Source organism: Collinsella sp. CLA-ER-H9 (genome assembly GCF_040092295.1).
GTDB lineage: Bacteria > Actinomycetota > Coriobacteriia > Coriobacteriales > Coriobacteriaceae > Collinsella.
In genome coordinates, this window is sequence record NZ_JBBNLV010000006.1 from 12,858 (window position 1) to 37,103 (window position 24,246).

Annotated in this window: 19 protein-coding genes; all 19 read right to left on the reverse strand. The window is 61.6% G+C overall.

What is annotated here, in order from left to right; genetic code table 11:
• Nucleotides 1-14: 14 nt before the first annotated feature.
• The 19 genes from AAAX73_RS05125 to AAAX73_RS05215 all read right to left on the reverse strand — a co-directional run bounded on the left by AAAX73_RS05125 (nucleotide 15) and on the right by AAAX73_RS05215 (nucleotide 24,182).
• Entirely contained in the window at nucleotides 15-1,529 is a 1,515-nt protein-coding gene (locus AAAX73_RS05125; protein WP_347478486.1) for a helix-turn-helix transcriptional regulator, read from the reverse strand.
• The gene (locus AAAX73_RS05130) at nucleotides 1,529-4,306 is read right to left on the reverse strand and encodes a DNA translocase FtsK 4TM domain-containing protein (protein WP_349125246.1); all 2,778 of its coding nucleotides are present in this window, start codon (nucleotides 4,304-4,306) and stop codon (nucleotides 1,529-1,531) included. The genes AAAX73_RS05125 and AAAX73_RS05130 overlap by 1 nt, the downstream gene beginning before the upstream one ends.
• A gap of 1 nt (nucleotide 4,307) precedes the next feature.
• Entirely contained in the window at nucleotides 4,308-5,978 is a 1,671-nt protein-coding gene (locus tag AAAX73_RS05135) for a ribonuclease J (protein ID WP_118079872.1), read from the reverse strand.
• Between the two features lie 652 nt (nucleotides 5,979-6,630).
• On the reverse strand, nucleotides 6,631-8,877 hold the full coding sequence (locus tag AAAX73_RS05140) for a polyribonucleotide nucleotidyltransferase (protein WP_349125247.1): 2,247 nt from the start codon (nucleotides 8,875-8,877) through the stop codon (nucleotides 6,631-6,633).
• 150 nt (nucleotides 8,878-9,027) lie between these two features.
• Entirely contained in the window at nucleotides 9,028-9,306 is a 279-nt protein-coding gene (rpsO, locus tag AAAX73_RS05145) for a 30S ribosomal protein S15 (RefSeq protein ID WP_035138510.1), read from the reverse strand.
• A gap of 138 nt (nucleotides 9,307-9,444) precedes the next feature.
• Nucleotides 9,445-10,194 carry a DNA repair protein RecO gene (gene recO, locus AAAX73_RS05150; RefSeq protein WP_349125248.1) on the reverse strand — a complete coding sequence of 250 codons (750 nt, stop codon included), beginning with the start codon at nucleotides 10,192-10,194 and terminating at the stop codon, nucleotides 9,445-9,447.
• A gap of 15 nt (nucleotides 10,195-10,209) precedes the next feature.
• The gene (gene era, locus AAAX73_RS05155) at nucleotides 10,210-11,286 is read right to left on the reverse strand and encodes a GTPase Era (protein ID WP_349125249.1); all 1,077 of its coding nucleotides are present in this window, start codon (nucleotides 11,284-11,286) and stop codon (nucleotides 10,210-10,212) included.
• Nucleotides 11,287-11,298: 12 nt separating this feature from the next.
• Entirely contained in the window at nucleotides 11,299-11,676 is a 378-nt protein-coding gene (locus tag AAAX73_RS05160; RefSeq protein ID WP_349125250.1) for a diacylglycerol kinase family protein, read from the reverse strand.
• A 9-nt stretch (nucleotides 11,677-11,685) separates the two neighbouring features.
• On the reverse strand, nucleotides 11,686-12,195 hold the full coding sequence (gene ybeY, locus AAAX73_RS05165; RefSeq protein ID WP_349125251.1) for an rRNA maturation RNase YbeY: 510 nt from the start codon (nucleotides 12,193-12,195) through the stop codon (nucleotides 11,686-11,688).
• On the reverse strand, nucleotides 12,192-13,178 hold the full coding sequence (locus AAAX73_RS05170) for a PhoH family protein (protein ID WP_349125252.1): 987 nt from the start codon (nucleotides 13,176-13,178) through the stop codon (nucleotides 12,192-12,194). Before AAAX73_RS05170 ends, ybeY begins: the two co-directional genes overlap by 4 nt.
• Nucleotides 13,159-14,451 (reverse strand): MiaB/RimO family radical SAM methylthiotransferase, encoded by a 1,293-nt coding sequence (locus AAAX73_RS05175; RefSeq protein ID WP_349125253.1) that lies wholly within the window; start codon nucleotides 14,449-14,451, stop codon nucleotides 13,159-13,161. The genes AAAX73_RS05170 and AAAX73_RS05175 overlap by 20 nt, the downstream gene beginning before the upstream one ends.
• Nucleotides 14,452-14,460: 9 nt before the next feature.
• Nucleotides 14,461-15,609 (reverse strand): molecular chaperone DnaJ, encoded by a 1,149-nt coding sequence (gene dnaJ / locus AAAX73_RS05180; RefSeq protein WP_195192322.1) that lies wholly within the window; start codon nucleotides 15,607-15,609, stop codon nucleotides 14,461-14,463.
• An 81-nt stretch (nucleotides 15,610-15,690) separates the two neighbouring features.
• Nucleotides 15,691-16,794, reverse strand: a complete 1,104-nt coding sequence (locus AAAX73_RS05185; RefSeq protein WP_320678003.1) for a DnaJ domain-containing protein — start codon at nucleotides 16,792-16,794, stop codon at nucleotides 15,691-15,693.
• 58 nt (nucleotides 16,795-16,852) lie between these two features.
• Nucleotides 16,853-18,085, reverse strand: coding sequence for a coproporphyrinogen-III oxidase family protein (locus tag AAAX73_RS05190; protein WP_349125254.1), 1,233 nt, complete (start codon nucleotides 18,083-18,085; stop codon nucleotides 16,853-16,855).
• 2 nt (nucleotides 18,086-18,087) lie between these two features.
• Nucleotides 18,088-19,131: a tRNA dihydrouridine synthase DusB gene (gene dusB, locus AAAX73_RS05195; RefSeq protein WP_349125255.1), complete on the reverse strand. Its 1,044-nt coding sequence runs from the start codon at nucleotides 19,129-19,131 to the stop codon at nucleotides 18,088-18,090.
• 4 nt (nucleotides 19,132-19,135) lie between these two features.
• On the reverse strand, nucleotides 19,136-20,947 hold the full coding sequence (lepA, locus tag AAAX73_RS05200) for a translation elongation factor 4 (protein WP_117848629.1): 1,812 nt from the start codon (nucleotides 20,945-20,947) through the stop codon (nucleotides 19,136-19,138).
• A gap of 96 nt (nucleotides 20,948-21,043) precedes the next feature.
• Nucleotides 21,044-21,310 carry a 30S ribosomal protein S20 gene (rpsT, locus tag AAAX73_RS05205; protein ID WP_022094714.1) on the reverse strand — a complete coding sequence of 89 codons (267 nt, stop codon included), beginning with the start codon at nucleotides 21,308-21,310 and terminating at the stop codon, nucleotides 21,044-21,046.
• 133 nt (nucleotides 21,311-21,443) lie between these two features.
• Nucleotides 21,444-22,406, reverse strand: a complete 963-nt coding sequence (holA, locus tag AAAX73_RS05210) for a DNA polymerase III subunit delta (protein ID WP_349125256.1) — start codon at nucleotides 22,404-22,406, stop codon at nucleotides 21,444-21,446.
• Between the two features lie 78 nt (nucleotides 22,407-22,484).
• Nucleotides 22,485-24,182, reverse strand: coding sequence for a DNA internalization-related competence protein ComEC/Rec2 (locus AAAX73_RS05215; RefSeq protein WP_349125257.1), 1,698 nt, complete (start codon nucleotides 24,180-24,182; stop codon nucleotides 22,485-22,487).
• Between the last annotated feature and the right edge of the window lie 64 nt (nucleotides 24,183-24,246).

The window sequence follows — 24,246 nt, forward strand, 5'->3', positions numbered from 1 at the left end:
CGGTACGGGGAGCCTTAGTAGCTGTCGTACGAATAGTCATCTGAATCGTTTGCAGTCTGGCCGTCGGATGCCGTGTCGGTACCGTCGGTAGATTGGGCGTCGGTGCCGTCGGTAGACTGGGCGTCGGTGCCGTCGGCGGTATCGGTGCCGTCGGCACTCTCACCGTCTTCGGAGTCAGTGGTCTCCTTCTTGGGAACGGTAATGGTCACGCGCGCCACGCCCGATGTCTTGGTGTCGTAGCGAACCTTTTCACCGTTCTTGGTAACCGTGACATCGGAGGGCTTGGACGTGGTGATCTCGATCGAGGACTCGGGCGTGTACTCCTGCTCAAAGGGACCGGTTGCCTGGGCGCCAAAGACCGATTTACCGTCGACCTTGACCTCGATCCAGGCGGTCTTGCCCTTGGCAACGGAGACCTTGACCTTGATAACCTCGTCCTCTTTCTTTTTCGCGTTCGCCTTGGCGGCATCGGAATCGGCAGAATCCGTCGCCTCGTCGATGCCTTCATCCTCGTCAACAGATTCGGTCGTCTTGGAAGACTTCTTGGTCGTCGTCTTGGTGGCCGCGGGCGTCTCGGGCGTCGACTCGGGTGCAGAAGAGCCGCAGCCACGCAGGAGGACCACGATGAGCAGAATCAACAAAAGCGCCACGGCACCGATGCCGGCGTAGATGATGCGCGGATCGAGTCCATTGTTCTGGGGGGCACGTCCACCGCCGCGTCCGCGATTAGAGCCACCGCGACCGTTTACCTGCGGCATACGGCCGCGACTGCTATCGGGACGACCACGATATCCGCCTTGGCTCTGCGAGCCGCGCTGACCCGAACGCGGCGCAAGCTCGCCACGGTTCTGATAGCCACGCTGGCCAGAGCGAGGCGCCGAAGAGCGTTGCCCGTAAGGCTGCGATTGAGAACGGAGGCGCGGCGTCACCTGCGTGGTATCGGCGTCGGCATATCCACCGTGGGAACGCCCGGCAGAAACTCCGCGATAACCACGACCGGAGTAGCCACCGTCGCCGTAACCGGCGCGGGGATCGCGACTCAACCCGCGAGCGGCGGGAAGCGCACGATCATCCGGCATGGGCGTACTGCGAAAGCGATCTCGCTGAGAACGAATCTCCTCGCTGGAGCCCGTCTCGGTGATATAGCCCGCCTGCGGAGGGCGCTGGCCGTACCGCGTCGAGCGACCACCCTGAACCATCAGAAAGCGTCCGTTATCGACCGACGAACGCGAGTTAACGTAGCCGGCAGCATCCTGAAAACGACCGCCCTGCTGCGAGGTCTCGCGTTCATATGCCATGAGGTCATCAAAATAAGCGTTGACGACCTCGCGCGGGTTAAGCCCCAAAAAGCGAGCATAGCTCGAAATCATGCCCTGCGCATAGCCGCGCGGAGGCATCGATGCAAAGTTACCGGTCTCGAAAAACTCGATGATCTGCGGCCTGATTTTGATGGTGTTGGCGACCTGCTGGATGGAAAGGCCCATCCGGCGACGCTGCTCGAGCAGCATGTCACCAAAGCGTGCAGCCATCAGAATCCTCCAAACTCACGATCTTCACGTGCCATCTCGGCGTCGACAGACTCCAACGCGGCGAGCCCCTCCTCGTCCAGCAGGACCTCGCGCGGCTTGGAACCATCGGGCGGGCCGACGACACCCTTTTCTTCCAGCATGTCCATAATACGCCCGGCGCGCGCATAGCCAACCTTGAGGCGGCGTTGCAGCCCAGATGTGGAGCCCAGCTGCGATTCCACCACAATATGGGCGGCCTCCCAGATAAGCGGGTCGTCATCTTGCGGTTCGGCAACGCCCGTGCGAACAATGCCGCCACCAGCCATGGACATGGAAGCGGGCGCCACGGCAGAGAGAATCTCCTCATGGTAGTCGGGCTCGCTTTGCGACTTAACGAACTCGACGATCTCGTTGATCTCGTCGTCCGAAACAAAGCAGCCCTGGATACGGCGGGGCTTACCCCAGTCGACTTTGGAGAACAGCATGTCGCCCAAACCAGTAAGCTTTTCGGCGCCCATCTGGTCGATAATGACGCGGGAATCGATGCCCGTAGCCACGTTAAAGGCAATACGATTGGTGATGTTGGCCTTGATAAGGCCCGTCACCACGTTGGAGCTGGGGCGCTGCGTAGCCACGATAAGGTGAATACCGGCGGCACGGCCCAGCTGGGCGATACGGACGATCGAGGCCTCGACATCCTTGCCGGCTACCATCATCAGGTCCGAAAGCTCGTCGATGATGATGACCAGATAGGGCATCTTTTGCGGCGGGTTATCGTAATGCTCGAACTCGCCGGCAGCCTGCTTTTCGTTATAGGTCGAAATCTTGCGAACGTTGAGGCGCTCGAAGACCTTCAGGCGACGCTCCATCTCGGACACGGCCCACTGCAGCGCACTGGCAGCCTGCTTGGGCTCGGTCACCACGGGCACATAGAGATGCGGCAGGCCGTTATAGCCCGCAAGCTCGACGCGCTTGGGGTCGACCATGATAAGGCGAACGTCCTCGGGAAGGGCGCGCATGAGCAAGGTCGTGATGATGGAGTTGATCATGACCGACTTACCCGAACCGGTGGTGCCGGCGATCAGCAGATGGGGCATCTTGGCGAGGTCGGCGACAACCGGCGTGCCCTCGGCATCGCGACCGATGGCAAGCTCGAGCGGACCGCCCTTCACATAGGGAAGCACGTCGCCCAGGTTGACGTTCTGACGCTTGCGATTGGGGATCTCGATACCCACAAGCGAGGTGCCGGGAATCGGCGCAAAAATGCGCACCGACTGGGCGGCAAGCGAAAGCGCGATATCGTCCTCGAGGCTCGAGATCTTACTCACGCGCTCGCCCTCACCGGGCTGCAGCTTAAAGGTCGTGACCGTGGGGCCGGCAATCCAGCCGACGACGCGGGCGCTACGGCCAAACTCAAGCAAGGTGGACTGCAGCGACTCGGCAGTCTGTTCCAGCTCCTTGTCAGAAGACGCGGAGGACGCCGACTGCGGGTTGGCATGCAGGATTTCGAGCGGCGGGAGCTTGAGGCCGTCCTCTTGGTCGCCCTCGGCATCGGCATTGGTACCGTCCGCTCCCCCATCGCCGGCTGCAACAGAAGCAGCGGAAGCCGTGGGGGCGGAGGCATCGGAAACCTTGGGATGCTTTAGGAAGTCAGGGATCTGCGGAGCTGCCGAAACGGGATTCACGGCAAACGGCGGCTCGGACTCGTCAGCCTTGTCCGGATCGTCTTCCATCGAAAACTGTCCGGTGACCTGTCCTGCCTTGGCACGGCGACGCGGCAGTAAGGTTGTCTTGGCGGTCTCGAGCGGAGCCTCGTCGTCCTCGTCATCGCCCTCGGTGAGTTCGATTTCGCTATCGGACCAAGACGGGTCGGGCTCGCTCGTGTTGAGCTTGGGCACGGCCTTGCCCTTCTTGGTATGGCGGCGCGGCAGCAACGTGGTCTTGGCTCGCTCGGCCTCCACGGTCTCGGACACATCGACAAACGGGTCATCGTCCTCGTCGTCATCCAAAACCGAATCGACATCGCCACCCATGACCGTGGTCACGGCGGCGTCAGTTGCCTTCTGACGCAGGATGCTCAGGTGCGGACGGGCGACGCCGGGAACCGACAGGGCCTCTTCGTCGCCCCACGGGCTCGCATTGACATCGGCACGACGGCGCTCGGCAAAATCGGCGGCGCGATCGCGTGCGGAGCGCAAAACGCCGCCCACCGAGAAGCCGATAATGACCAGGCCAACGACGACAAGGCCCAGCAAGACAACCATGGCAATAGGTTTACCCAGGGCGTTTTGCAAGGTACTTGCGATAAAGGCGCCAATGTAGCCGCCCGAGGCGGAAAGGTTCTGCGGCGTAAACATGAGGTCACACGAATCGCTCGTGCCCGGCACCATCAGCGACAGGATAGAGACAATGGCCACAAAGACCACGGCGCCGCCCGCGACCGAGCGAATGTTGAGCGGCGAGTCCTCACCCAAAAAGAGCGTGGCGGCGAACAGCAAGATGACGATCGGCAGCACGTAAGCGCCCAGGCCAAAGCCGAGGTGATAGAAGCCGGCGACAGCAGCCGTCACGGGCGCCGTTGCCGGCGAAATCACGGCAATGAAGGATGCAATCGCCAAAACGGCAATGACCACGCCGGCGATATCGCGATTGGCCGAAGGCTCGACCAGGGGCTCGAACTCATCGAACTCGGACTCGTGGCCCTTATTGGCACGCAGATGGGAACCGGCACCCTTCGCAGATGCCGGTTGGTTGTTGGCCTTATTGCCTTTGGCGTTTTGTGCAGATCCGCGCGCCAAACTAAACCTCCATGACGACCGGGATGATCATCGGGCGAGTGCGCGTACGGCTCCAGATAAAGTTGGAGAGCGAATCGCGCACGGCTTTGCGAATGGCATCGGAGCCGCTGCTGGTAAAGCTAAACTTGCCCTTCTCGATCGTCTTCATGATGGCTGCGGAGGCATCCTCGGAGAACTGATCGTCGATGGCAAACGAAACGCCGCGGCCCGAGAACTCGATAGCCTCGATCTTCTTGTGCTTGAGCGAGACGATGGCAACGGCCGTGACCATACCGTCGTTGGCGAGCTTTTGGCGATCGCGCAGGACGATGGGATCGGTGTCACCGATGCGCAGACCGTCGACATAGACGACGCCGGACTCGACGGGCGTACCGCGCTTTACGATACCACCGCGCATCTCGAGCGTGTCACCGTTGTCGAGGATAAAGATGTGATCGTCCTTGATGCCCATCTTACGGGCAAGCTGGGCATGGGCGCGCAGATGCACGGCTTCGCCGTGAACCGGCATAAAGTAGGTAGGCTTGGCCATGGCCATCAGAAGCTTGAGCTCCTCCTGGCTGCCGTGGCCCGAGACATGAACGAGTGCGCGATTCTTATCCCAGACGTCGCAGCCGAGCTTGGCCAGGCTGTTGACGACCTGCTGGACGGCCTTCTCGTTGCCGGGAACGGGAGTTGCCGAGAGGATGACGGTATCGCCCTCGTGGATGGAGAGCGTCTTGTGCTCGCCGTTAGCCATGCGGGACAGGGCCGACAGCGGCTCGCCCTGCGAACCGGTGCACATGACGACGATCTTATCGTCAGGCAGGTTATCGATATCGAAGGCATCGAGGATATCGGCATCGTCGATGTTGAGGTAGCCCAGCTCGCGCGCCACGCGGGTGTTGGTGAGCATGGAGCGTCCGGTCACGACGACCTTGCGGCCGCACTTGCGAGCGGCGTCGCAAATCTGCTGTAGGCGATGGATGTGGCTCGAGAACGACGCGACGAACACGCGGCCCGGGGCGTTCTTGATGGCGTGCAGCAGGTTGGGGCCGACTTCGGCCTCGGACTTGGTAAAGCCCGGAACCGTGGCGTTGGTGGAGTCGGAAAGCAGCAGGTCGATGCCCTGTTTAGCAAAGCGGCTGATGGCGGCATAGTCGGGCGTGACGCCATCGATGGGCGTCTGGTCGAGCTTAAAATCGCCCGTGTGCATGACGGTGCCCTGATTGGTGCGAATGAACACGCCCAGAGCGCCGGGGATGGAGTGCGTCATGGAGAAGAAATCGAGCGAGATGCCACCGAGATTGACGTGGCTGCCGCCCTTGACCTCACGGAACTTGGGCGCGCGAATGCGGAACTCGGAGAGCTTACCCTCGATAAAACCGAGCGTCAGCTTGCTCGAGAAGATGGGCACCTTGTTGTTGAGGTCCTGCAGCAGGTACGGAAGCGAACCGGTGTGGTCCTCGTGGCCGTGGGTGACGACGATGCCGCGGAGCTTCTCCTCGTTCTCCAGGACATAGGTGTAGTCGGGAAGCACCAGGTCGATACCGGGCTGGGAGTCGTCGGGGAACATGAGGCCGGCGTCGACGAGCACCATGTCGTCGCCGCACTCGAAGACCGTCATGTTCTTGCCGATGCCGTCAAGGCCGCCGAGCGGAATGATCTTCAAGGGAGATGATTTTTTAGCTGCCATAGGTTCGTGTGGTTTCCTTTCTTCGAAACGGGTCTGGAACAACCGACGGGGCGCTTCTGGCAAACCGACCGCCGGGAACGTACAACAATGCATCGCAGAGTCGATGCAATAACCACAGTATGATACCCATTTGCCCACCAACAGACCACCCATGCATCAAAGCCCCATCTGAACTGGTCTATCCCGCCGGTCTGGGCCATCGGGGGCCGGGGCGGGTTAAGTTTGCTGCTCTACAGTCCTGCGCAAGACGGAAAGCACATTAAGTGCTTTCCTTTGCGTGCGGAACTCGCGACAAACTTAACCCGCCCCGGCCTCCGATGGCCCAGACCTGCCAAAAAGGACAGGTTTATTTTGGTCGGTTTTATCTAGGGATATGCCGAGAGCACGGCTATCGACAATTCAGAAAATAAGAAAACCTGAATAGACTATCTGACACAATCGCAAGCGGTACCCACCAGCCCTTTTGCTATTCCCGGTGGGGGCCGCGGGTAAAGTTTATCGCGAGTTCCGCACGAACAGGAGGCCACTTAATGTGGCCTCCGTCGTGAGCAGGACTGTAGAGCAGGAAACTTTACCCGCGGACCCCGCCGGGAATAGCAAAAGGGCGACCCCTGTCCGGAGTCGCCCTTGTTGAGCTGCTTATATGCGGCTGTTACTCGGCGTCGTGGTGACGGCGGGGTTTGCGGCCTCCGTTGTCGCCGGGACGGCGCGGACGGTCGCTGCGCTCGGAGCGCTCGCGACGCGGACGCTCACGGCGCTGGAAGTGCTCGCCATCGCCCTCGGAGGAACCCTCAGAGCGAGCCGGGGCCTCGGGCTTGTCGAGACGATCGAGCGAGATCTTGCCGCGATCGTCGACCTCGATGACGACGACCTTGACCTCGTCGCCCACATTGAGGACGTCCTCGACCTTCTCCACGCGACCCTTGGCGACGCGGGAGATGTGCAGCAGGCCGTCCTTGCCGGGCAGCAGGTTGACGAAGGCGCCGAAGGGCTGGATGGAGACCACGCGACCGGTGTACTCCTCGCCCGGCTCGGGAACCTTGATGATGAGCTTGATGCGCTCGACGGCCTGGTCGACGGACTCGCCGGTGCCGCCGACAAAGACGGTGCCGTCCTCCTGGATGTCGACCGAAGCGCCGGTCTCGTCCTGGATACCGCGGATGACCTTGCCGCCGGAGCCAATGACGTCGCGAATCTTATCGGTAGGAACCTGGATGGAGACGATGCGCGGAGCGGTGCTGCGTGTGGTGTGGCGCGGCTCGGGAATCACATCGAGCATCTTCTGCAGGATGAAGGCGCGACCCTCCTTGGCCTGCTGCAGGGCGCGGGCCAGGATGTCGAAGGTAAGGCCGGTGGCCTTGTTGTCCATCTGCAGGGCGGTGATGCCCTCGGTGGTGCCGGTGACCTTAAAGTCCATGTCGCCCAGGAAGTCCTCGAGACCCTGGATGTCGGACAGGACCACGGTCTTGCCCTCCTCCTGGATCAGACCCATGGCGATACCGGAGACCGGGCGCTTAATGGGCACGCCGCCGTCCATAAGGGCGAGCGTGGAGCCGCAGGTCGAAGCCATCGAAGAGGAGCCGTTGGACTCCATGACCTCGGAGACCACGCGGATGGCGTAGGGGAACTCGTTCTCGTCGGGGAGCACCGGGAGCAGGGCGCGCTCGGCAAGGTTGCCGTGGCCGATCTCGCGGCGCTTGGGGCTGCCCATGCGGCCGGTCTCGCCGGTGCAGAACGGCGGGAAGTTATAGTGGTGCATGTAGCGCTTGCCCTCGGTGGGCTCGATGGTATCAAGACGCTGGCCCTCGTTGAGCATGCCGAGCGACAGGACGGAGAGCACCTGGGTCTGGCCGCGCTGGAACAGGCCGGAGCCGTGAACGAGCGGCAGGTAGTTGTCCTTCACCATGATGGGACGGATCTCATCGGCGGCACGGCCGTCGACGCGCTCACCGGTCTCGACGACCATGGTGCGCATGGCCTTCTTCTCGAGCTTCTTGAGCGCCACAGGGATCTCGCGCTCCCAAGCGGCCTGCTCCTCCTCGGTGAACTCGGCACGGATGGACTCCTTCAGAGCCTCGACCTTGCCGATACGGGAGAGCTTGTCGGCGTCGCGAAGGGCGGCTGCCATCTCGTCGTAGTGAGCGAAGATGCGCTCCTGGACCTCCTCGACGGGTTGGTCGAGCGGGTACTCCTTCTTGACGATGGGGCCGTTGACCTGCTCCCACTCGGCGACGAACTCGTGTTGAGCCTGGCAGAAGGCAGCAAGGGCTTCCTGGCCAAACTTCATGGCGGCGAGCATATCATCCTCGGAGATCTCCTCGGCGCCGGCCTCGACCATCGAGATATAGTCGGCAGAGCCGCCCAGCTCCAGGTCCAGATCCGAGTTCTCGCGCTCCTCGTAGGTGGGGTTGACGATAAACTCGCCGGTCTCCACGTTACGGCCGATGCGCACGCAGGCAAGCGGGCCCTCGAAGGGCACGCCGCCGAGCGTCATGGCCAGGGAAGCACCCATGACGTTGATGACGTCGAAGGGGTTGACCTGGTCGGCGACGAGCGAGGTGGCGACGATGTGCACCTCGTTGCGGAAGCCGTCCGGGAAGCTCGGGCGAATCGGGCGGTCGATCATGCGTGCGGTGAGCGTGGCCTTCTCGCTGGGACGGCCCTCACGCTTGAGGTAACCACCCGGGATGCGGCCGGCTGCGTACATCTTCTCATTGAAGTCGACGGTCAGCGGGAAGAAGTCGTAGTTCTTGCGCTCCTTGGAGACGACCACGGTGTCGAGCATCGTGGTGTCGCCCTGCTTGACCAGGCACGCGCCGGTGGCCTGCTTGGCAAGCTCGCCCGACTCAAAGGTGTAGGTCTTGCCGTACAGCTCAAAGGTCTTGGATACGAGTGTCATTGTTCTCCTTTACCCCACAGGCCCCTTGCCTGCGGGCTTCTCATGTGACGCGGGCCCCCTGCCCCCGCCACGCTTCAGAGCGTGATTGTTCGCGCCCTTACACAAAAAGAGCGCCCCGCTGCGCAGGACGCTCTTAGCATGTACAAATCCTTACTGGATGTTGTCGCGGATGCCCAGAGCCTTGATGAGCTCACGGTACTCGACGATGTCGTTCTTCTTGATGTAGGAGAGAAGACGACGACGACGGCCGACGAGCATGAGCAGGCCACGACGGGTGTGGAAGTCCTTCTGGTGGGACTTCATGTGCTCGGTCAGCTCCTTGATGCGCTCGGACAGGATGGCGACCTGAACCTTGGGGTTGCCGGTGTCGACCGGGGTGTTACCGAACTGGGCAGTCAGCTCCGCCTTGCGCTCTTTGGAAACAGTCATTGTTTCACCTTTCGTTTCTTGTCGCCCGCGGGCGACGCTATTCGCCTCGGACTGGGAAGCCGCCGGTGGAGCGAGCATCCAAGGTCGAGGTACCAACAGGTCGGTATGTTACCACAAGCAGCCCGCGCCTGCGCATCATCACCGACCCAACATGAATTCCATCGCACGGAGGCGCTGATCGGTGTGCGTCGCAGCCCAAACATGTGAAAGCCCCAATAAAAAGGCAGCGGTATGGGGATCGATCCTCTCGGCCATGAGTGCATCGAAGGTCATGGACATGAGGGCGCGCAGCCACGCGACCTCACCGGTCGACACCAGCTCGGCACCCGGAACGCTCGACGCGCACGACCCGCACATGAGCCCGCCCGCCCGGGGCGAAAAATACGACAGCATGGGGTCTCCGCACAGCACGCAGGCCGAAAAATCGGGTCGATAGCCAACGTGCGACAGCAGCTTAAAGACATATGCCGCCACAAGTAGATCCATATGCGCCGTGTCGAGCCCGCTGCCCACCAGGGCAAGCGCTCGCTGCGTTATGGCAAAGGTAAACGGGTCCTCGGCGTCCTCGAACGAGCACACACGAGCGACCTCGGCGATTGCGCTTGCGGCGCAGGTCGTCTCGTAATCGGGCGTAGCGCCGAGCGGCGCCTCCATAAGCTCGGCCTGGGAAACCACATCGAGCGACCGTCCATGCGCGAGCAGCATATCGACAGTACAGAACAGCTCGCAGCGCGCCGCCAGGCGCCCACCGGGTTTGCGGGCGCCCTTTGCCACGGCGCGAACCTGCCGACCCCGCTCGTCAAGCATCGTCAAGATCAGGTCCGTCTCTTTGAGCTTCGTCTTATCGAGGACGAGCACCTTCGTGCGATATGTCCGGGAGCCTGCCATGCGCGCCGCGCGCCCTTAGTCCTCGGCGTTGTAGCCAAAGCGACGAATCTGGGCCTCGTCGTCACGCCAGCCGGCCTTGACCTTCACGTCCAGCTCCAAAAAGACCTGCGTGCCAAAGATGCGCTCAAGATCGCGACGGGCGTCGATACCGATATGCTTAATCATCTCGCCGCCCTTGCCGATGATGATGCCCTTTTGGCCCTCGCGCTCGACGTAAATGGTGGCGTGCACGCGCAGCACCTTCTTGGTCTGCTCGAGCGCATCGCAGATTACGCCAACGGAGTGCGGAATCTCATCACGCGTGCGGCGCAAAACCTTCTCGCGCACAAACTCGGCAACGAGGGTCTCATCGGAAGCGTCGGTACCCATGCCCTCGGGGAACCAACGCGGACCCTCGGGCAAAAAGTGCGCAACGGTCTCGATGAAGGCATCGACGTTGAAGTTCTTGACGGACGACGTCACGATCTCGTCGTCATATTCCATGAGCTCGTGGGCGGCCTTAAGCTGCTCCATGACCTGTGCGGGGTCGGCCTCATCGGCCTTGGTGAGCACCAGGACCTTCTTGGAACGGGCATTCTTGACGCGCTCGGCAACCCAGGCGTCTCCCCTGCCGATCGGTTTGGTGGCATCAATCAAAAACGCGACGACGTCGACATCGTTCAGTTCGAACAACGCGCTCTTGTTGAGCTCGGACCCCAGGCCGTCCTTGGGCTTGTGGATACCCGGGGTATCGACAAAGACCAGCTGGTAGCCGGGACGGTTGACGACGGCGCGCATGCGGCGGCGGGTCGTCTGGGCCACCGGCGAGGTGATGGCGACCTTTTTGCCATAGCAGGCGTTGAGCAGCGTGGACTTGCCGGCGTTGGGGCGGCCGACCAGCGCCACGAAGCCGCTGCGGAAACCGGGCTCAACGTCGCCAAAGCCCGCGAAGCTGTCGCCCTCGTCGCACAGGGCGTCGAGTTCCTCGTCGCTCATGCCCTCAAACGGATCGAACTCCTCGACATCCTCATAGGCATCGTTCGCTTCGGCATCCACCGCATCCAGGGACTCGTCGTCCAGAGTTTCATCGATAGGCTGCATAGTGTCGGACATGAAAATCCCTTTCTAAATAAAGTCGAGCGCGTGGGCAAATACCAGCAAGCCAACAATCGCGGCGGTGATGGAAAGTACGTATACGGAGGCGGCGGCGATATCCTTCGCACGCTTTGCCAGCGGATGAAGTTCCTGGGTCGCCAGGTCGACGATCGCCTCCATGGCGGTATTGCACAGCTCGCCGTGAATCACCAGGCCGCAGCAAATGATAATCGTGGCCCACTCGGCAATGTCGAGCCCCACGATGCAGCCGGCAACGACGGTACAAACGCCCGCCACGAGCATGACCTTAATGTTGCGCTCGGTCTTAACGGCGGTGACGAAGCCCTCCATGGCGTAGGAGAACGACTTTAAGAAGGAAGGATGGTCCTTGTTCGATCCGGGAATCATAGACGGCTCCTAGTCGTGGGCGTGGTTGGTGATGGGGCCGACGTGGACCAGCTTGGGGTCCTCACCGCGCTCAAGCGCCAGATCGCGCAGGATGGCGTCCTCGCGGGCCTCCATGACCTCGGCCTCGTCGTCCTCAATATGGTCATACCCCAGCAGGTGCAGCATGCCATGCACGAGCATCAGACGGCACTCGTCGGCAGGGCTATTGCCAAAGCCGGGGGCCTGGCGGGCAATGACCTGCGGGGCCAGGATGATATCGCCGAGCTCGAGCGTCTCGTCTGCGGGAATATCCTCGTCAAAGGCCGAGTCGCACTCAAACGAGAGGACATCGGTGGTGCGGTCGATACCGCGCCACTCGTGGTTGAGCTCGTGCATCTCGTCATCATCGACATATGAAAGGGAAATCTCGACTTCACGCTCAACGCCCTCGGCGGCAAGCACGACCTCGCAGATGTGCTCTACCTCCTGCGCGTCGAGCAGCGTATCGAGCTCGGCATCGTTGCTGATCAATACACTCAACGGGACTCCTTTCGGTCGTGCACGCGTTTCTCGCGCACATCATCATAAGCATCGTAGGCCTCGACGATACGCCCCACCAAGGCATGGCGCACCACGTCGGCACGCTCGAGGTGCGAAAATGCGACATCGTCGACACGGCCTAAAATCTGCTCGACGTCGGCAAGACCGCCGCGACGACCCACCAGGTCGCGCTGACTCAGGTCGCCGGTAATCACAAACTTGGAGTTAAAGCCCAGGCGCGTCAGGAACATCTTCATCTGCTCGGGCGTGGTATTTTGGGCCTCGTCGAGCACCACGAAGGCGTCGCTCAGCGTGCGGCCGCGCATGTAGGCAAGCGGGGCGATCTCAATCACGCCGCGCTCCATGAGCTCATCGGTGCGCTCGCGATCCATCATGTCAAAAAGGGCGTCGTAGAGCGGACGCATGTAGGGGTCAATCTTTTCCTCGAGGGTACCGGGCAAAAAGCCCAGATTCTCCCCCGCCTCGACAACCGGACGCGTCAAGATCAGACGGCCCACCTCGTGACGCTTGAGCGCGGCAACGGCGAGCGCCATGGCCAGATAGGTCTTACCGGTACCGGCGGGACCAAGGCCAAACGTGATGGTATGCGAGCGGATGGCATCCACGTAGCGCTTTTGGCCGAGCGTCTTGGGGCGAATGGCACGACCGCGATACGAAAGCAGCACATCATCGCGAAGCGACGTAGCCTCGTGCTCACCGTCGCGCAAGATGGCCAAGCAACGAGAGACATCGTCGGCAGACAGCGTGCGTCCGGCGGCCGCCTCGCGAAAAGTATGGTCGAAAAAACGCGCCACGAGCTCGACCTCGTCCGGGTCACCGCTCACGGCGATGCTGTCGCCACGGACGACCACATGGGCACGAACCAAACTCTCGAGTGCACGAAGGACACCGTCGCCGGCGCCCAAAACGCGCGAGGGGTCAATACCCTCGGGAACGGTAAGTCTAATCTTCGAGGCTTCCATGAACCTCCCTGCGTGCATGGACCAAGCCGGAATCATCGACTCCGATGATAGCAACATCGAGCAGGCACGGGGCTGTGAGTCCACAGGTATCGTCAAGACGGGCATGATGGAACGAACCGAGCGTCAGGTTGTCGCCATACTCAAGCACGGCACGCTCGACGGTTCCCACGCGACGGCGAGCGTCGGCAATGGCGAGTTCCTGCGCCGCGGCCCTCATGCGGCGGCTACGCTCGGCCATAACCTCGGGCGGCACCTGGTCGGGCATATCGGCAGCAAGGGTACCGGGACGCTTGCTGTAGCGGAACACGTGCATACGCGAAAAGCCCACACGGCGGCACAGTGCCAGCGACTCCTCAAACTCCTCGTCCGTCTCACCGGGAAAACCGACGATGACATCGCACGAAAGGGACACCTGAGGCAAGTTGGTGCGAATCATGCGCACCGTTTCCTCGAAGGCCTCGGCGCTATAGGGACGGCCCATGCGATGCAGTGTCCTGGTGCAGCCGGACTGCACGGGCAGGTGTAAAAACGGGGCGATGCGCTTCGGATAGCGCGCCATGACCTTAAGCAGGGACTCGGAGATATCCATGGGCTCGACCGAGGAAATGCGCACATGCGGAATGGACGTGCGCTCCATGATCGCCTCGAGCAGCTCATCGATCTCGACGTGTTCATCAGTCGCGCTCTTGCCATCGTAGGCGCCCAGGTTCACACCCGTCAGCACCACCTCGGGCACGCCGGCCTCCTGTGCCTCGCGAACTTGCTCGAGCACGGACTCGACCGGCACGGAGCGCTCGGGGCCGCGGGCCTTCCACACAATGCAATAGGTGCAACGATGGTTGCAGCCGTCCTGGATCTTCACGCCCAGACGCGAGCGACCGAGCGCGTCGACAACCTCGCCGTCGCTGCAGGCGGGAACGTCATCGGACTCAACGCCCAGCACCTCACAGACGCGTTCGGCGACATCGATCTTGGACGGCTCGGCGATCACGCGGTCCGAGAGCTCCAGCAGCTCCTCGGGATGCAGATTGACCACGCATCCGGTCACGACCACATAGGGCTCGTTTGGATAGGCCAGCGCATGGCGAACGGCCTTACGGGTCTTGGCCTCGGCCTCGCCCGTAACGGCACAGGTGTTAATGACGATCAGCTCAGCATCCTGAGGCTCCACCATCGCAAAGCCCAGGCGCATTAGATCGGCAGTGATACGGTCGGACTCAACCCGGTTGACACGGCAGCCGAGGTTGACGACAGAGATATGAGGTGCGAGCACGCGGGCTCCTTAATCGAGGATGTCGTCGAGGGCACTCTTGATACGGTCGGTCACCGACTTCTTACCGGATGCGACGTCATCGCCCATCTCGTCGGCAAAGGCGCGAAGCAGCTCGCGCTGCTTATTGGAAAGGTTCGTGGGGACGACCACACGCAGCTGCACGATCAGACGACCGCGCGAACCGCCACCGCCGATACGCGGCATGCCGTAATTGTTGACGCTCACGGTGTCGCCGTACTGGGCGCCAGCGGGGACGCACACCTTGACGACCTCGTCAGGCATAATGCCCTCGACCTCGATCTCGCATCCGAGCGCAGCCTGCGCAATCGAGATATCGCTCACGAGGTACAGGTCGTCGCCGTTGCGCTTAAAACGCTCGTGGTCGGCGACGCGCACGTTGACGATCAGGTCGCCCGACGGCTCGCCGCGAAGGCCGGCCTCGCCAAAACCGCTCACGCGCAGCTGGCGACCGGTCGAAACGCCGGCGGGAATATCGATATCGATCTTTTCGTGCGAAGGCGTGCGGCCCTGACCGTCACAGGTCTCGCAGGGATGGTCGATGACCGTGCCTTCGCCGTGGCAGTCGGGACAGGGCGAAGAGGACTGAACCTGGCCCAGGAAAGAACGCTGGACCGTCGTCACATAGCCCGTGCCGTGGCAGCGGCTGCACTGCTTTTCCTGTGCGCCCTCGGCCCTACCGGTGCCGTTGCAATCCTCGCAGGGGGCAAGGCGGTCATAGCTGATCGTCTTTTTGCAACCGAGTGCCGCCTCCTCAAGGGTCACCGAAAGGGAGATGGCCATATCGCGGCCGCGACGACGCTCACGGCGATTTCGGGCGCCACCGCCGGCACCGCCGCCAAAGAACGACGAGAAGAGGTCGTCCATGCCCATGCCACCAAAGATATCGTTGATGTCGACATAGCCAGAGCCACCGGGGCCGTCCGCGGTGCCGTAACGGTCGTAGTTAGCACGCTTCTGCTCGTCGGAAAGAACGGAATACGCCTCGTTGAGCTCTTTGAACTTGGCCTCGGCCTCGGGGTCGTCCGAAACGTCCGGGTGTACGGTACGGGCCTTCTTTAGAAACGCGCGCTTAATCGTCCGCGCGTCGGCATCCTTGTCGACGCCAAGTACCTCGTAGTAATCCCTATTTTCCGACACGACCGAATCCTTCCGACTTTCATTATTGTCACAGTGCGTCCTATACCCAAGCTGGGCCGGCCGCAAACAGAGGGGTTGATGTTATTGCATTGCGTAGGGCGAAAGCATGGCACGTTGCGAGCAGCTCGCAAACCAAACCGACACGAGCGCAAACATAAATCCGTTGGCAAAACCGTTGGCAAACTGCATCGCGCCGCGCTTCCACCACAGCAGGCTGCGGTGCAGCACGCCGTCCGAGACCACCATGAACAGGCCCATGGCAAACGGAATAAAGCACATCACGGCAAAGGCCGAGAACACGCCCGAGATGGCCGACAGCACCAAAAACGGCGCCACGATGCCCATCAGGTAAAAACCGGTACGGGCCTTGCCCTCCAGACGCTCGGCCTCGACATGAGCGCGGCCGACCAGATCGCCACCCGAGGCACCGTTGGTGCCGGCGTGACCCATGCCGCCAATGCGGACCTCGTCGCCATCGTGCGTACCGGCAGGAAACTCAATCGTCTGCTCGGAGGTCACACGGACACGGCCGCTGCCGCCGCAATCGGGGCAGGGGTCGGCGACGACCTTACCGGAACCGCCGCACTCGGGGCAGACCGACTGAAACGTGCCGGCACCGAACAGGAAGGACAGGTCGACATCGATGTGGCCGCGACCACCGCAGCTCGGACAGGTATGTGCATGCTCGGACGAAACAGAACCCGAGCCGCCACAGTGGCCACAGGTATCGAAGCGCGTATAGCGGACGGTCTTGCGGGCACCGCCCTTGGCCTCCTTAGCGTCGAGCTTGATATCGACGACCACGTTGGCGCCGTTCTCGGGATTATAGGCAGCCTGCCCGCGACGCGGCTGGCCCCAGGCGCCACCAAAGGGAAAGCCGCCCTCAAAGGGATTGCCATAGCCTGCGCTGCCGGCGTAGCCGCCGCCATAGGGCGAAGCCGTAGGAGCGCCGGCGAAGGGGTTGCCCGAGCGCATGGCGTCGTAGCGCGCACGCTTCTGCTCGTCCGAAAGCACGGCGTAGGCCTCGGAAACCTCTTTAAACTTTTCCTCGGCATCAGGTTCTTTGTTGACGTCCGGATGGAGCTTGCGGGCCTTTTGCTGGAAGGCCTTCTGTATATCACGCGAGGTGGCGTCCTTGGAGACACCCAAAATCTCGTAGTAATCTTTTTCGTTCATCGTCGCCATGCGCGGCAACCTCCTGCTCACAGCAGCGTATATATTGCGGTAATTCTACCCGAGCGGCCTAAGCTAGACCCCAAAACAGCTCGAACAGCACATTTCCATCGAGCCAGCCCAAGTGGGTGGGCGCTAAACGGGCGTGGGCACGACCTGCGATAACGTCTTTCGAGGCGACGCACCCCGCATGCCCCTCAACATAATCGGGCACCCAAGTGGCAAGACCCAACTCGAGCGCACGGTCACAGGCCGCCACCAGCTCGTCTGCAGCGATCACGCTTGCCGAGCGAACCAACAGATCGGGCCCAATGCCACGCGTCATGCGGCAGGCGAGCATCAAATCCTCGGCCGCAGCCTCGCGCTGCGACAGATACTCGGCATCAAACGTCGTCGCGGCGTCGTCGCGTTGCACCAAGCGCACGCGATACGCATCGCCGCGAGCAGGCACGTCGGGAAACAGCCCGGCCAAGCGATCGAAATCCTCGGCGTCGAGCATACCGGCGGCAGAGCGGCCCAAGCCCAGATAGCCCCGTCCTGTCCAATAGGCAATGTTGTGGGCACACTCATGTCCGTCGAGCGCGTAGCTTGCCACCTCATACGGGTGATAGCCGGCCGCACCCAGGCACTCACGCGCCGCGTCCATGCACGCAGCCTGAAAATCCTCGTCGGGCTCGAGCGACTCGTCGCGACACGCCATGTGGTAGAGCGGCGTGCCCTCCTCGAGCGTGAGCGGGTACACCGACACATGATGCGGCGCCGCCGCCAGCACGCCATCGAGCGTGCGTTGCCAGCTTACGGCGGTCTGCCCGGGAAGTCCGCACATCAGGTCGCAGGACACATCGAGCCCAGCGTCCTTAACCGTCGTGATGGCAGCGAGCGCCCGATCGGCATCGTGAATACGGCCAATCGCAGCAAGCTCGGCGTTGTCAAGGGTTTGAACTCCCAGAGAGACGCGTGTGACACCGACCTTGGCAAGCGCAGTGGCAAGCCCGGCGGTCAACGACTCGGGATTGGCCTCGCAGGTAAACTCAACGGGCTTGCACCACATGCAAATACGCCGGGCAAGCTCCACCAGACGCTCTCCTGCCAGCGACGGCGTACCGCCGCCAACATAGACGGTGCGGACCTGCGCAAGCGCGCCTGCGTCGCCAAAGGCATCGAGGCGCGCATACAGTTGCTCAAAATAGACATCGAGCGCAGCACTCAGGTCGCACGAAGCAAAACTGCGTGAGTCAAAGTCGCAGTATCGGCACTTTTGGGCGCAAAACGGCACGTGGACGTACAGCGCGGTAACGGCCACCGTTAGGCCTCCAGCGGATGAGCGGGCACCGACTCGCCGGCGGCAAGCGCGGCCTCGCAGGCCACCACATCGCGCTCGATATCATCGACCAATGCCATGAACTCCTCGTATGTGGAGCAGCGCACCACCTGCGCGCGCCAGGCGGCGGCATGGGGCATGCCCTTAAGATACCAGCTCGCGTACGTGCGGGCACGTGACATAAGCGGCAACAGCTCATGCGTGAGCGTCAGGTGCTCGCGCAGGGCATCCAGGCGCTCGACCGAGCTACGCACCGGTACTGGCGTGCCATCGAGTGCAAGGGCTCGAGCATCACCGAACACCCAGGGGTTGCCATAGATACCGCGCGCGATAAACACGGCACTGGCGCCCGAGTTGCGCAGGCGTTCCGCCGCATCCTCGGCGCAGAACACATCGCCCGAACCGATAACGGGAATCTCGACGGCGTCGGCCACCTCATCGACGACCGACCAATCGGCCTGGCCCGTATAGAGCTGCGTGGCACAGCGGCCGTGCACCGCCACCGCAGCTGCCCCTGCCCCCTCGAGCATCTGGGCAAACGTCGCGGCATTGCGGTCTTCGGCGTAAAAGCCCTTGCGAATCTTCACGGTCACGGGAACATGCGCCGCGCCCACCGCTGCCTCGACAATCTGCTCGGCCAGGTCGGGCGTACGCATAAGCGCCGAGCCCTCGCCCTTGGTAACGACCTTGCGAGCCGGACAGGCCATGTTGATATCAATCAATGACAGGCGATCGCCCACGCGTTCCTCGACGGCAGCGACGGCACCCGCAAACTGATCGGGCTTGGAACCAAAGAGCTGCACGCAGATCTGCTGCTCCTCGTCGGCCGGCAACACCAGGCGCCACGTCTTGTTGCTGGCATAGGCAAGGCCCGCAACGCTCACCATCTCGCTGTAGGCAAGGTTGGCACCGCGGCGGCGACACATGATGCGATAGGCGGGGTCGGTTACGCCCGCCATGGGAGCCATAAGGAACGGCTGCTCGGCATAGGCGCCCAGCAGACGCTTGCTGTATTCAGAAAGCGCCATGGACTTACTCGTCTACCTTTAGGATCGCCATAAAGGCCTCCTGCGGGACCTCGACCGAACCGATGGCCTTCATGCGCTTCTTGCCCTCTTTCTGCTTCTCGAGCAGCTTGCGCTTTCGCGAGATATCGCCGCCATAGCACTTGGCCAAAACGTCCTTGCGACGCGCCTTGACGGTAGAGCGGGCAATGATCTTGTTGCCGATGGCGCCCTGAATAGGCACCTCGAACAGCTGGCGCGGGATGATTTCCTTGAGCTTGTCACACAGGCCGCGGGCCAGGCCATAGGCCTTATCCTTGTGCACGATAAACGAAAGCGCGTCCACCTCATCGCCCGAAAGCAAAATATCGAGCTTGACGAGTTCGGAGGGACGGTACTCGTTGAACTCGTAGTCGAGTGAGGCATAGCCCTTGGTGCGACTCTTGAGCTGGTCAAAGAAGTCCAGGATGAGCTCGGCGAGCGGCATGTCAAAGCGCATCTCGACCGATTTGCTCGTGAGATGGATCATGTCAGTTGTAATGCCGCGGTGCTCGATAGCGAGCTGCATGACGGCACCCGTATACTCGGGCGGGCAGATAATTTTGGCCTTGAGGTAAGGCTCCTCAATGCGCTCGATGCGCGTAGCCTCGGGCAGATCCTGCGGGCTGCGAACATCAATCATCTCGCCGTCGGTCTTATAGACGTGATAGTCCACCGAAGGGCTCGTAGCAATGAGGTCAAGGTTGAACTCGCGCTCCAAGCGCTCCTTGACGACCTCCATATGCAGCAGGCCCAAGAAGCCAACGCGGAAACCAAAGCCGAGCGCCACCGAGGTCTCGGGCTCCCACACCAACGACGGGTCGTTGACATGCAGCTTATCGAGAGCGTCGCGCAGGTTCTCGTAATCCTTGTTGTCGATCGGGAACAGGCCCGTGTAGACCATGGGCTTGGCCTCGCGGTAGCCCGGAAGCGGCTCGGGGCAGGGGTTCGACGCCCAGGTAAGGGTGTCGCCCACGTGCACGGCCTCGGGATCCTTCAGACCCGTGACCACGTAGCCCACCTCGCCGACCGTCAGTGCGTCGACCGGGGTCTCGGCAGGGCGCTTGACGCCCACGCCGTCGACCAAAAAGTCACCCTCGGCCTGCATCATGCGCAGGGTATCGCCCTTCTTGATGGAGCCGTCGAAGACGCGGACCGTGGCAACGACGCCGCGGTACTCATCGAAGTAAGAATCCAGGATAAGTGCCTTGAGCGGAGCGTTCGCATCGCCCTTTGGCGGTGAGATCAAAAAGACGATGGACTCCAGCAGGTCGTGAATGCCCTCGCCGGTCTTGCCCGATACGCATACGGCATCGTCGGCAGGAATCGCCAGGTCATCCTCGATCTCGGTCTTAACCTCGTCGGGGTGTGCAGAGGGAAGGTCAATCTTGTTGATGGCGGGCACGATATCCAGGTTGGCGTTCATGGCGAGCGTCGCGTTGGAGACGGTCTGTGCCTCGACACCCTGCGTGGCGTCGACGACGAGCACCGCGCCCTCGCAGGCGGCCAGCGAACGCGAGACCTCATAGGTAAAGTCCACGTGGCCCGGTGTATCGATCAGGTTGAACTGATACGTCTCGCCATCGTCGGCGTCATAGGAAACGCGAACGGCATTGGACTTGATCGTGATGCCGCGCTCGCGCTCAATATCCATGGTGTCGAGCAGCTGCGACTCCATATCGCGCTCGTCGACGGTATGGGTGAGCTCGAGGATACGGTCACTGATCGTGGACTTGCCATGGTCGATGTGCGCAACGATCGAGAAGTTGCGGATGTGGGAAATGTCAATTGAAGTATTCATGCGGACTATCTTACCCGAGCGGTACAAAAAATGGAGCCTGTTCCATAAAACAGGCTCCATTTATGCGCGTAATCTGTGTGGTGTGAAATTTACAACTTAGGCGTTGATGCTGTTCACGAGCTTGGCAAGACCGGACTTGCGGTTGGAAGCCTGGTTCTTGTGGATAACATGCTTGGCGGCAGCCATGTCGAGACGCTTGGTGACGGTCTTGAGGGCAGCCTGGGCCTTCTCGGCGTCGCCCTCGGCGACGGCGGACTGGACGTGCTTGGTCAGCGTCTTGAGCTCGGACTTGACAGCCTTGTTACGCATGCGAGCTGCCTCATTGGTGCGGATACGCTTCTTCTGAGACTTGATGTTTGCCACTTCTGGAGTTCCTTTCGAGTTCCTTGCAAAAAATGTATGACACCTCTGAGACACGGTGAGGTCATGCAAGCGCCTACTATAGCACGCTCCCCCTCAAAGGGATAGAACGAATTTGTCAAATAGGCAGGTATCATCACGATTTTCTCAAGATGTTCGTAATCCAGAGCAAAAGCGCGGTCTGGGAATCGGCCGAACCCTTGAGTGCGAGCTCCACATCGACGGCACCCTCGAGCGCGGCAACGAGCTCGGTCATCGAAAAGCGGCGTGCCCAGGTAAGGTGATTTTTGACCTGCCAGGCCTGAAGCTTGAGCGTCGCGGCAAGCTCACGACCCTGTCCACGCGCATCGAGAGCCTTGGCGACGATCAGCTCACGGATGCGACCGCATAGCAGCGTGTAGGTCCACACATAGCTCTTGGCGGGCAGTAGATTGAAGAGCTCAAGCGAGCGGCGCATGTCACGGGCCGAGACCGCATTGAGAAAGTCCCAGGGCTGAACTTCGGCCGTGCGCACGATCCAGCGCTCTACATCGGCAAGCTCAATTTGCGGCGCCTCGACCATCTGGGCAAGCTTGGCCAAGTCGTTATCGAGCATACGAGTGTTCTCGCCCGAGCGCGAAACGAGCTCCTCGGCGGCGGCCGTAGAGATGGACTTTCCGTGCTGCGTCGCCATCTGCTGCACGCGGCGCGGGAGCTCCCAGCGCTTGGTGCCCGAACAGTCGATCACGGCCTTCTTGTCAATCTTGGCGATTGCCTTGTACAGGCGCGTGTTCTTGGCAAGCGAATCGGCGATTATGAGGCAAACCGTCGTGGGGCTGGGACTCGCCAGATACTCGACAAGCGGCTCGGAGATCACTTTGGCAAGTTTTGAGCAGCCGTCAAGGATTACCAGGCGAAACTCGCTGCCCATGGGAAAGGTGTTGAGCGATCCGATAATCGATTCGATATCGGGCTCTTTGGTCATATCGCGCTCGTCGAGGTTGAACTCGACCATGCCCGTCTTTTCCAGACGCGCCTTCATACGCGAGACGGCGTGGTCGCGCTTGACTCCGTCGGTACCGACGATCAGATATGCCGGCAGCAGACCGGTTTCGGACATCGCGCTCCCCTCTCGCAGACTCTCGAATTCGTACCGTGCCATTTTAGCCCAGGGGTTGGTCCCGCGCCAACGACGGCATCACGGTCGCTGGCATCGCATGGCAAAGCCCTTCGCGGTCGGCGTGACGGTAATGTCGCCGTGTTCGATGGTGCATGCGAACGCACCACCCGCTTCCTTAACTGCATCGATGCAGGCATCCGACGGATGGCCGTAACGATTCCCCTCGCCGGCGCTCGCGATAGAGAACTCGGGCTTAAGCGTGCCCAGCAGGTCTGTGTCGACGGAAACTTTTGAGCCATGATGCCCCAGCTTGAGCACATCGATATCCCCCACCTCCTGCACGAATTCTCGCTCTTGGTCGAGCTCGGCATCACCGGTGAGAAGTACGCACAGGCTCTTGCCTTCCTGAGCATAGGAGAGCAGCAAGACAAGCGAGTCCTCATTGCCCTCGCCATCTACCGTGTCAAACGGCCACATCACACGAGCCCGAAATGCGCCGATATCGACCGTGTCTCCGCGAGCCACCTGCCGATACGTTACGCCGGGGCGATTCAGGACCTCAGCAGGCGCACCGTCCAGCGCATCGGCTGCAACCGCAATGGTTCCAACAGAAAACCGATCGAGTACGTCGGGAAGACCGCCCCAATGGTCTTCGTCCCAATGCGTCACGAAGACGGCATCGATATGGTGGACATTATTGCGAACCAACGCCGACACCACGCGCTCATCGAGCCCGCAGTCGACGAGCGCCACAGTGCCACCCTGACGAACCAGAATCGCATCGGCCTGGCCAACATCGAGGACCGTCACCGAAGGCGGCGCGCATCGATCCCAATAGATATACGGAACACCCGCTGCAAGCATCAGGCACACCAGCCCCGCTGCCATGCTCCGTGCGCGGGGGCGTGGCCACCAGACCAAGAGGACTGCCAGTGCAAACGGCACCACGTATACCAAGGGCGTATCGGGCGGCACGCTTACGGATGCGCCCGGAACGGCAGCAAAGAGCTGTTCAAAGAACAGCGCACAGCGGGCGACAATCATGGGCACCACGAGCGCCCCGTGACGCAGCAGCGGCACAAGCGAGCAGGGCACCAGCACAACCGATACAGCGAGCAGCACGCTTATCACCGGACCGATCACGGCATTTGCAAGCGGGGCAATGAGCGAAAACGTCCCAAATGCGGGAATGGTTACGGGAAGTGTCGCCAGCTGCGAGCACAGCGTGACAGACAAAACGCTGGCGACACCCGATGGCATGCCCAGCTCGCCCAAGGCGTAGGTGGCGTAGGGGCAAAAACAAAGGATGGCAAAAACGCTGACGCACGAAAGCTGAAAACCCATCTCGAACAATACCGTCGGTCGCAGCAACACAAAGATTGCCATGGTCAAAAATAGGGCCGAGAGGCCATGCCGACGACGTCCGGCGCCGTTGGCGACAAGCGTCGCCGCCACCATGCAGCACGCGCGCACGGCCGAGGGCGAGGCGCCCGTAAAGACGGCATAGGCAATAAGAGCCAGCATCAACAGTCCCCGCTGCAGCCCACGAGAGAGGCGTGTCTTTTGCAGGGCGCTCTCAATCACAAACCCCACAATGGCAAGATGGCTGCCCGAGACGGCGATGAGATGTGCGGTGCCCGTTACCGAAAACCAATCGCCCGCCGGCTGGGCGCGCAGCTCGGACGAGCGTCCACAGACAACGCCGGCAATGAGCAAGCGCGCTGGATCGGTCGCGGGCGCGATAACGGCAAGGAGCTCGTTTCGAAGCCAAGACAACGGGCCTGGAGGGCCCTCGTCGATCGATACCAACCGGACGACTTTAACCTTTCGAAGCTCGCCC

Bases quoted from the DNA above. Each gene is read 5' to 3' on its own strand.
- AAAX73_RS05125 (WP_347478486.1), bottom strand. From the start codon at position 1,529: ATGGCTGCACGCTTTGGTGACATGCTGCTCGAGCAGCGTCGCCGGATG.
- AAAX73_RS05135 (WP_118079872.1), bottom strand. From the start codon at position 5,978: ATGGCAGCTAAAAAATCATCTCCCTTGAAGATCATTCCGCTCGGCGGC.
- AAAX73_RS05140 (WP_349125247.1), bottom strand. From the start codon at position 8,877: ATGACACTCGTATCCAAGACCTTTGAGCTGTACGGCAAGACCTACACC.
- rpsO (WP_035138510.1), bottom strand. From the start codon at position 9,306: ATGACTGTTTCCAAAGAGCGCAAGGCGGAGCTGACTGCCCAGTTCGGT.
- recO (WP_349125248.1), bottom strand. From the start codon at position 10,194: ATGGCAGGCTCCCGGACATATCGCACGAAGGTGCTCGTCCTCGATAAG.
- era (WP_349125249.1), bottom strand. From the start codon at position 11,286: ATGTCCGACACTATGCAGCCTATCGATGAAACTCTGGACGACGAGTCC.
- AAAX73_RS05160 (WP_349125250.1), bottom strand. From the start codon at position 11,676: ATGATTCCCGGATCGAACAAGGACCATCCTTCCTTCTTAAAGTCGTTC.
- AAAX73_RS05170 (WP_349125252.1), bottom strand. From the start codon at position 13,178: ATGGAAGCCTCGAAGATTAGACTTACCGTTCCCGAGGGTATTGACCCC.
- AAAX73_RS05185 (WP_320678003.1), bottom strand. From the start codon at position 16,794: ATGGCGACGATGAACGAAAAAGATTACTACGAGATTTTGGGTGTCTCC.
- dusB (WP_349125255.1), bottom strand. From the start codon at position 19,131: ATGGCGCTTTCTGAATACAGCAAGCGTCTGCTGGGCGCCTATGCCGAG.
- lepA (WP_117848629.1), bottom strand. From the start codon at position 20,947: ATGAATACTTCAATTGACATTTCCCACATCCGCAACTTCTCGATCGTT.
- holA (WP_349125256.1), bottom strand. From the start codon at position 22,406: ATGTCCGAAACCGGTCTGCTGCCGGCATATCTGATCGTCGGTACCGAC.